The organism is Mycolicibacterium austroafricanum (assembly GCF_902705885.1).
In the GTDB taxonomy this organism is placed as follows: domain Bacteria; phylum Actinomycetota; class Actinomycetes; order Mycobacteriales; family Mycobacteriaceae; genus Mycobacterium; species Mycobacterium vanbaalenii_A.
The window spans coordinates 59,965-66,869 of sequence record NZ_CACSIP010000011.1 but is presented as its reverse complement, the minus strand read 5'-3'; the positions used below and the strand labels follow the sequence as shown (position 1 = coordinate 66,869).

Sequence of the window (6,905 nt, the reverse complement as noted above, 5' to 3'; positions counted from 1 at the left end):
ATCAGGCAGGAGGAGCGCATGGTCAGCTCTGACAAGGCGGTGATCGTCGCTGGGATCAAGAAGTCCTTCGGTGAGGTCGCCGCGCTGCGCGACGTCAGTTTCGAGGTGGAGCGCGGCGAGGTGCTGGGGCTACTCGGTCCCAACGGCGCGGGGAAGACGACGACGGTCAACATCCTGTCAACGCTGATCACCCCGGACAGCGGGCGTGCTCTGATCGCGGGGCACGACGTCGTCAGCGATCCCGCCGGGGTCCGTCGCTCGCTGATGCTGACCGGTCAGCACGTCGCGCTCGACGACCTGCTGACCGGCCGCGAGAACCTGTTGATGTTCGGGCGCCTGCAGGGTCTGAAGAAGAAGCTGGCCAAGGAGCGTTCGCAGGAACTGCTGGAGCAGTTCGACCTGGTGGACGCCGCAGACCGTCCGGTCGGCAACTACTCCGGCGGCATGAAACGTCGCATCGACATCGCCTGCGGGCTGGTGGTGCGGCCCGAGGTGGTGTTCCTCGACGAGCCGACCACCGGGCTGGATCCGCGCAGCAGGCAGGCGATCTGGGAGCTGGTGACCGACTTCAAGGACGCCGGTATCGCCACGCTGCTGACCACGCAGTACCTCGAGGAAGCCGACCTGCTCAGCGACCGCATCATCGTCATCGACAAGGGCACCGTGATCGCCGAGGGCACCGCCGACCAGCTCAAGGAACGCACCGGCGGCACCTACTGCGAGATCGTGCCCCGCCATGTGCACGACCTGCCCGCGATGGTGTCGGTACTGGGCTCGATGCTGCCCGACACGATCCGGGCGACGCTGTCGGAGACCTCCGACCGGATCTCGATGCCCGCGCCCGACGGCCCCAAGTCGCTGATGGAGGCACTGCACCGGCTCGAGGACGCCGACATCGAGCTGATGGACATCGCGTTGCGCCGGCCCTCCCTCGATGAGGTCTTCCTCGCACTCACCGGCGACGCCGGCCGGGCCCGGCAGGACCGGACAGATGACCTCGAGGCAGCGGACGCATACGCGTGATCGACCAGTCCACGGTTCCGCACACCGCCCGGCCGCCGGTGTCCACCGTCCAGCAGTGGTGGGTGCTGACTGCCCGCATGATCACCCCCACGCTGCGTAACGGGGAGCTGGCCACCCAGATCATCGGCTCGATCGTCTTCACGATCGGCTACTACCTGCCGCTCAAGCAGCTGATGGGTGCGGTGCAGCCGTTGAGCAACTACGCCCAGTACCTGACCCCGCTGATCGTGTTGCAGGCGATCTGGTTCGCGGCGGTGTCGGCGGCGTTCCGGTCGGCGACCGACTCGGTGCAGGGCATCAACCGGCGGTTCCGGGCGATGCCGATCGCCTCGCTGACCCCGCTGGCCTCCCGGATGACCGCGAGCATGTACCGCTGCTGCATCGCGCTGACGGTGTCGGTGCTCTGCGGCTACGTCATCGGGTTCCGATTCCACGAGGGCGTGCTGTACGCGGTCGGATTCGTCGGTTTCGCGTTGCTCATCGGTGCGGCGCTGGCGTTCATCGGTGACCTGATCGGTATCGCGACCGAGAATCCGGAGGCGACCGCACCGCTGATGCTGGTGCCCCAGCTGACGCTGGGGTTGGCCTCGGTCGGTCTGCAGCCGGTCGAGAACTTTCCCGAGTGGATACAGGGATTCGTCCGCAACCAGCCGCTGTCCCAGTGGGTCTACGGGTTGCAGGCGTTCGCCGGTGACAGCACCGACGCAGCACCCGAGGTGACGTGGTCGGTGCTTGCGCCCGGGCTGGTGTGGGCGGTGGCCTGCATCGTGGTGGCGGTCTCGCTGCACGCCGTGGTGTCCCGGAGGCGGCGCTGATGACCGTCGCTGCGCAGCCGTCTGCGGCTCAGGCCCCCCACCGGCCCGGTGGCAGGCACCGGATGCAACGGGTGTGGGAGAACTCGCCGAGGCGGCTGATTCCGCAGACGTGGGTGCTCACCGCGCGCATCCTGCGCCGCTGGAGCCGTGACCCCGCGACCCTGGTGCAGTCACTCGTGATGCCCGCGGGCTTCCTGGTGGCGCTGGACATCGTGCTCGGCGACGGCATCGAGGCGGTCACCGGCAACAGCGGCCTCTACGGCCAGGTGCCGCTGGTCGCTCTGGTCGGCGGGATGACCGGCGCGATCATCGGGGCGGTCAACATCATGCGCGAGCGTGAGGTCGGCCTGTTGTCGCGGTTCTGGGTGGTGCCGGTGCACCGCGGTGCGGGCCTGCTCGCCCGGCTGACCGCCGACGTGGTCCGGATGGTGGTGATCACGCTGGTCGTGCTGGGCGTCGGGGTGGCCCTGGGCTTTCGCTTCGAACAGGGGATTCCGGCGGCCATCGCCTGGGTGTTCATGCCGGCGGTCTTCGGGGTCGCGCTGTCGGCGGCGGTGCTCACGTTGGCGCTGTACTCGTCGAACACGATCGTGCCGCAGGCCACCGAGATCATCATCGCCATGCTGATGTTCTTCTCGATCGGGTTCGTGCCGCTCGATCAGTACCCGGACTGGCTGCAACCGATCGTCGAGCACCAGCCCGTCAGCTACACCATCGAGGCGATGCGGGGCCTGGCTCTCGAAGGGCCGATCGCCGAACCCGTGATGTGGACGATGGTGTGGTCGGTGGGCATCTTCGCGGCGTGCCTGGTGCCGTTGGCGATCGGGTATCGCAAGGCCAGCAAGCGTGGTTGACCCCAATCCCCGGTGACCACCAGACCGTTTCCGACCTCTTAGGGAGCTCCGACAACATGTTTCCTTCTTCCGGTATCCGCAAGCTTGCGCGCAGCGAGGAGATGTTCGCCGAAACGCACAACTTCGTCGGGCTGGGCGCAGAGGTGAAGGGGACCGTCGACGCCGACGCGATGTCCGAGGCTTTTGATGCGCTGCTGCAGGCACATCCGGTGTTGGGCGGGCATCTGGAACAGTCGCCCGACGGCCGCTGGGAGATCGTCCTCGACGACCTGATGCATCCCGGGATCGAGGTGGTCGAGCTGGCGGGTGACGCACCGGCGCCACCGCTGATCTTCGACCAGACGGCGTCACTGGTGCACCTGCGACTCATACTGCGCGACGGGCAGGCGCAGCCGACGCTCTACATCCACCACAGCCTGGCCGACGGCCACCATCAGTTCAGCCTCGTCGAGGAACTGTTCTCCACCTACACCGATCTGGTCACCACCGGTGCCGCCAAACCGGTGACCGTGCACTCCGCGCCGGACCCGCTCGAGGTGGTCCTGGCCGACAGGAAGGTGGAGAAGAAGCCCAGATCCGGTCTGGAACGTCTGCTGGCCGCCATGTTCGCCTACGATCTACCCCCGTCGCGGCGCGCCCCGTCAGAGGTCAATCCGGTGCTGCCGCAGCTGGTTCCGATGGCGTACTGCAAGCTCTCCGAGCGGGACACCGAGAACATCATCGCGTTCTGCCGGGCGAACAAGCTCGGTCTCAACAGCCTGCTGTCGGCGACGGTGCTGACCGCCGAGTGGCAGCTGCGCAACACCCCGAACATCCCGGTACCCTACGTGTATCCGGTCGACCTGCGATACCTGCTGTCGCCGCCGGTCTCGGCGACGGAGTGTACGAATCCGGTGGGTATCGCCACCTACCTGGCCGAGATCGAGTCGGGCACCGATGTCGTCGACCTCGCGCGCGACATCAACGACACCTTCAAGAAAGACATCGCCGAAGGTGTGATCCAGCAGAGCTTCCTGCATTTCAGCCCGCAGTACGTGGGCAATCCGCCCGGTTTGCCCGATGTCGTGATGTTCACCGACAACGGCATCGTGCCGCCGATGCGCACCCCACCGGACATGGAGCTGACGGGCAGCCACGGCGAGCTGTACTTCGCGGTGAGCTCCGGCATCGAGATCTACACCAGCAAGATCTTCGCCGGCCGACTGATGATCGAATACCACTCGCACGGACCGGAACCCGAGAAGTCGGTGCAGGCGATCGAGGCGCTGCTCACCAGCGTCGCGGCGCGACAGGCAGCAGACGGTGTCAGCTGACGGGCCCGAACGCGTAGCGGTGGTACTGCAACGCCGTTCGCAACGGCGGTATCGCACGCACTGCGCGGCCCAGGACACGAAACGGCCTCGACGCCCGGGCTGCGGTACTCGCGTCGAACAACGTCGCCACCGCCAGCAGCCGGGTGCCCGGCACCTGGTCCAGGATGTCGCGGGGACTGTTGACAGCCCAGAACAGTTCGGATCCGGTCCGTCGCACCAACGTCTGGGTTTTCTGAGACCGGATGCCGACCCAGTTGTAGAAGTCGATCTGCAACTCGCCCGAACCGAATCGGTCGACGACGCCGCGCAGCAGGGCGATGCCTTCCTCCTCGGTCAGGTACATGCTGATGCCCTCGGCGAGGAACAGCACCGGCCGATCCGCCGGAATCTGTTCGAGCCAAGACAATTCGGTCGCGGGGGTGGGGAGCAGATGATAGTTCGGCCGGCTGGGATAGATCTGCTCACGCAACGCGATCACATCGGGAAAGTCGACGTCGTACCACTGCACCTCGGGTCCGGGGTCGATCCGGAAGACCCGGCTGTCCAACCCGCAGCCCAGGTGCACGACGGTGCACTCACCGTGGACGGCCAGGAACTGACGGGCCCAGATGTCGTACTGCGCGGTGCGCACGGTGACCAGCGGGGCCCACTTGCCGCTCACACCGAGCTCGCGCCAGTCGTAGTCGATGCGGCCGATGGCCTCCTTGGCGAACCGGTCGCCGAGCACCGGGCACTCGAAGTCGGCATCCAGCGCTTTGAGGTACAGGGTCGTCAGCATCGTCTGCGCGGGGCCGGTGAGATCGATGGAAACCTTCTCGGTCATGCACCAGAGGTTATGCGTAAACGCCCCTGCGGGACAATCAGCGTGGCCCTGCGGCCTGACACAGGCGCCGGGCTCACAGCGAAAGGAGCGGATGTGTATTCAGCGGATGTGCCCGAGGGGTGTTCACGATGACCGACGATGCCGGGCAGCCTCGCGATGATGCCGCGCGCAGGGTGTTGTTCGTCTACTACTCCTATACAGGGCAGACGCAGAAGGTGCTCGACGGCGCCGCGGAGGCCTTCCGCCAGCGCGGATGCCAGGTGCACATGGCTCCCATCGAGTTCATCGATCCCCGGTACTCCGAACGGTTCTCGCGATTCCCGATGCGCAAGGTGTGGCCGGACATGCTCAGCGTGCTGCCCGCGCAGAACCGGGGTGAGACGGGCGAGATCCGCACTCCCGATGCGGTGCGCGCCGGAGACTACGACCTGATCTGCCTGGGTTCGCCCACCTGGTGGGACACGGTCAGCATGCCACTGCGTTCGTTCCTGAAGTCCGCCGAGGCCGCGCCCCTGCTCGACGGTAAGCCCTACGCAGTGTTCGTGGTGTGCCGGCGCAAATGGCGCGGCAACCTGGAAGCGGTGCGCGAACTCGCCGACAAACAGGGTGGCCGTTTCGCCGACAGCATCCATTTCGGTTATCCCGGCGGCGAACTGCCCTCCCTGCTGTCTTTGGCGAGCTATCTGGGATCGGGGGAGTACCGCGAGCGCTACCTCGGCGTGAAACTTCCACCCACCAACATCAGTGACGGACAGGTGGATCAGGCCCGCAAGTTCGCGGGCAAGCTCGCGGATCGGTTGTTCGGTGGGCGCGATGCCACGCCCCTTTGACGTCCACACCGATTCACCGGCCAGTGTCGCGAAGATCTGTTCGGCGTTCGGAAACAGGACCTACTGGCAGGCCAGGATCGCCGAGTTCGGCGGCGGCGCGACCACATTGGACACACTGTCGGTCGAGTCGGACGGCACCATCTCGGTGGCCACCACCCAGGATCTGCGCCACGATGTGCTGCCTGGTGTGCTCGCCAAGGTGTTCCCCGGCGATCTGAAGCTCTTACGTACCGAGACGTGGCGGCCGACCGATGACGACAGGGTGACCGGCGAGGTCACGCTCGCGGCCTCCGGGGTTCCGGGGTCCGCGGTCGGCGCGGCTCTGCTGGCTCCACGACCGGCCGGATCGGGCCTGTCGCTGTCGGGAACCGTCGAAGTCAGGTTCCCGCTCGTCGGAGGCCGGATCGAGAAGTACATCTGCGATCAGATCGTCGTCGAGATCCCTGCGCTCCAACGTTTCACCTCGGATTGGATATCAACCAATGCCTGACACGCCCGAATCCGACGCTCGCTACACCTACACCCCCGGGGAGGTTCCGACAACCCCGGAAGCGCTTGCCCGCCTTGAGATGCCGCTGATCGAAGCGATGCTGACCCAGCGTGCGGTCCGGCGTGTCTACCCGGACCCGATCGACGACGCCATCGTGATGAAGTGCCTGGAGGTGGCCCTGCACGCACCGACCGGGGCCAACGGGCAGAACTGGGAATTCATCGTCGTGAAGGACTTCGAGACCAAGAAGAAGCTCGCCAAACGATACCGCCAGGCCTGGAACCTCTACTATCAGACCGTCATTCGCCGGGCCGCCAAAAAGGACCCATCCATGGCCAAGACGGCCCGCGCGGTCCAGTGGCAGGTGGACCACTTCACCGAGGTGCCCGTGCTGATCGTGGCGTGCCTGCGACTGGGCGCCAAGGACGGTCGCGTCCCGTTCGTGCCGATGCCGCACGCCGCACTGTCCGGTTTCTTCGGGTCCATCTACCCGAGCGTGCAGAACCTGCTGCTGGCGGCGCGGGCGATGGGTCTGGGCGCCTCGTTGATCACGCTGCCGCTGTGGAGCGTCACCTCCACGCGCCGCACGCTCGGCCTACCGGTGTCGGTGACCCCGTGCTGTGTCGTGCCACTTGGTTGGCCGCGGGGTCGCTACGGCCCGACCACTCGCCGGCCGGTCGCCGAGGTGATGCACTTCAACACCTACGGCAACCGCCCGTGGATGGGCACCGACTGAGGGCGCCCATCCCCGGGTGAC

General features: G+C 66.5%; 8 protein-coding genes. 7 read left to right on the top strand and 1 reads right to left on the bottom strand.

What is annotated here, in order from left to right; all coding sequences use genetic code 11:
- Positions 1 to 18 precede the first annotated feature (18 nt).
- From BEMPMBAN_RS08600 to BEMPMBAN_RS08585, 4 genes are read left to right on the top strand one after another with little or no spacing between them, the layout of a single operon-like run.
- A complete protein-coding gene (locus BEMPMBAN_RS08600) occupies positions 19 to 1,023 on the top strand; it encodes an efflux ABC transporter ATPase subunit, DrrA-related (RefSeq protein ID WP_159229945.1) in 1,005 nt (334 codons plus the stop codon).
- On the top strand, positions 1,020 to 1,838 hold the full coding sequence (locus tag BEMPMBAN_RS08595) for an ABC transporter permease (protein WP_159229944.1): 819 nt from the start codon (positions 1,020 to 1,022) through the stop codon (positions 1,836 to 1,838). Before BEMPMBAN_RS08600 ends, BEMPMBAN_RS08595 begins: the two co-directional genes overlap by 4 nt.
- Complete coding sequence (locus tag BEMPMBAN_RS08590; protein ID WP_159229943.1) at positions 1,838 to 2,692, top strand: ABC transporter permease; 855 nt, start codon at positions 1,838 to 1,840, stop codon at positions 2,690 to 2,692. The genes BEMPMBAN_RS08595 and BEMPMBAN_RS08590 overlap by 1 nt, the downstream gene beginning before the upstream one ends.
- Before the next feature lie 56 nt (positions 2,693 to 2,748).
- The gene (locus tag BEMPMBAN_RS08585) at positions 2,749 to 4,005 is read left to right on the top strand and encodes a phthiocerol/phthiodiolone dimycocerosyl transferase (RefSeq protein WP_159229942.1); all 1,257 of its coding nucleotides are present in this window, start codon (positions 2,749 to 2,751) and stop codon (positions 4,003 to 4,005) included.
- Here BEMPMBAN_RS08585 and BEMPMBAN_RS08580 read toward each other — a convergent pair.
- The gene (locus tag BEMPMBAN_RS08580; protein WP_159229941.1) at positions 3,998 to 4,828 is read right to left on the bottom strand and encodes a class I SAM-dependent methyltransferase; all 831 of its coding nucleotides are present in this window, start codon (positions 4,826 to 4,828) and stop codon (positions 3,998 to 4,000) included. The genes BEMPMBAN_RS08585 and BEMPMBAN_RS08580 overlap by 8 nt on opposite strands.
- 128 nt (positions 4,829 to 4,956) lie before the next feature.
- On the opposite strand from BEMPMBAN_RS08580, the gene BEMPMBAN_RS08575 reads away from it, so the two are divergent.
- Genes BEMPMBAN_RS08575 through BEMPMBAN_RS08565 form a run of 3 tightly spaced genes read left to right on the top strand, consistent with a single transcriptional unit; the run spans position 4,957 to position 6,884 of the window.
- Positions 4,957 to 5,658 (top strand): flavodoxin family protein, encoded by a 702-nt coding sequence (locus BEMPMBAN_RS08575; protein ID WP_159229940.1) that lies wholly within the window; start codon positions 4,957 to 4,959, stop codon positions 5,656 to 5,658.
- The gene (locus BEMPMBAN_RS08570; protein ID WP_159229939.1) at positions 5,642 to 6,148 is read left to right on the top strand and encodes a DUF2505 domain-containing protein; all 507 of its coding nucleotides are present in this window, start codon (positions 5,642 to 5,644) and stop codon (positions 6,146 to 6,148) included. The genes BEMPMBAN_RS08575 and BEMPMBAN_RS08570 overlap by 17 nt, the downstream gene beginning before the upstream one ends.
- Positions 6,141 to 6,884, top strand: coding sequence for a nitroreductase family protein (locus BEMPMBAN_RS08565; protein WP_159229938.1), 744 nt, complete (start codon positions 6,141 to 6,143; stop codon positions 6,882 to 6,884). The genes BEMPMBAN_RS08570 and BEMPMBAN_RS08565 overlap by 8 nt, the downstream gene beginning before the upstream one ends.
- Positions 6,885 to 6,905: the final 21 nt, after the last annotated feature.